The sequence below is a fragment of the Plesiomonas sp. genome (assembly GCF_051650925.1).
GTDB lineage: Bacteria > Pseudomonadota > Gammaproteobacteria > Enterobacterales > CAMTGL01 > Plesiomonas.
The window spans coordinates 1-1,075 of sequence record NZ_JBOFRH010000447.1 but is presented as its reverse complement, the minus strand read 5'-3'; the positions used below and the strand labels follow the sequence as shown (position 1 = coordinate 1,075).

1 protein-coding gene and 1 pseudogene are annotated in these 1,075 nt (G+C 43.4%); both read right to left on the bottom strand.

The window, feature by feature from the left end:
• Nucleotides 1-364: polysaccharide biosynthesis/export family protein (locus ACRC27_RS10815; RefSeq protein ID WP_438639867.1), on the bottom strand; the 364-nt coding region annotated here is incomplete at its 3' end.
• A gap of 65 nt (nt 365-429) precedes the next feature.
• A pseudogene (locus ACRC27_RS10810) lies at nt 430-1,075 on the bottom strand (capsule biosynthesis protein); the annotation flags it as partial.

The following is a 1,075-nucleotide window of genomic DNA, read 5'->3' as shown; positions in this document are numbered from 1 at the left end:
GCTGGTTATTTTTCATGCCCGCTACTTTTAACGGGCCAATATTGGGCAGAAAAATGTTGCCTTGTGGATCAACTACCGTGTTACCCGCATACTCAAATGCGCCCCACATTTTCAGTGCAATACGGTCACCACTGCTGATTTGGTAATTAGGGTTAAACCCTTCACCAAGCGTAGACATAGTGCCGTTGAACAGTTGTGCACCAAACATACTGCTAACCACTTTTGGGGGGGAAAGCAGAGCGGCATTCTCAGCAGTTAATTGAGTGAGTTCGGCGGAGTCAGTTGGCGTTGCAGCCAGTGCAGAGGGTAAAGCAATACTTTGCAATGTTAACCCAAGGGTTAATGCAAGCACGGAAATTTTCATGATATTGCCACTACAAATAATAATGTAAAAAGGGGGCTGTGCGGGCGGTATTCTTAGGCATAAGCTTAATCACGGTGATCTTCAATAATCGCAATAATTAAGCGGGCCACACCGTACATCAGGCCAGAACAGAGCAATACCGTAAATAACCAATATAACCGTGTTGGATATTGTGACTCTTCTGGTAACTGGGGTGAGGCGATAACCGCTAATGATTTTAATTTTCGGGCTGCATCAATACGTGCTTTCTCAACCGAGGCGATAGACAATTTATATAAATCAGTGCTGAACTGGTATTTGGCTTTTAGCTCTTCATAATCAGCTACCATTTGGTTGAGCTTTTTCCCCTTAGGGGAGGCTACTTTATCTTGCTCTATGGTGATCTGTGATTTTAACGCATTAATGTTATTACGCAGTGCCACAACTTGCGGGGTGTTATCTTTCAGATAAGTGAGCTGATTTTTAAGCTCAGTTTCTTGTGCGGCCAGTTGACCTTGTAATTCATTGATCAAACGGCTGGTTGCTTCGGCCTGTAGCAGCGGGTCTAGCACACCATGCTCATTTTGATAATCTAACATTTCAACTTTAATACCACTGAGTGATGCAGTTGCCCGAGCTAGTTCGTCTTGTGCAAAGCGCATTTGATCAGCGGCAATGCGCTGAGATAGGGTATTAATAAACAGTTCAGATTGCTTTAAAATGCTTTTATTT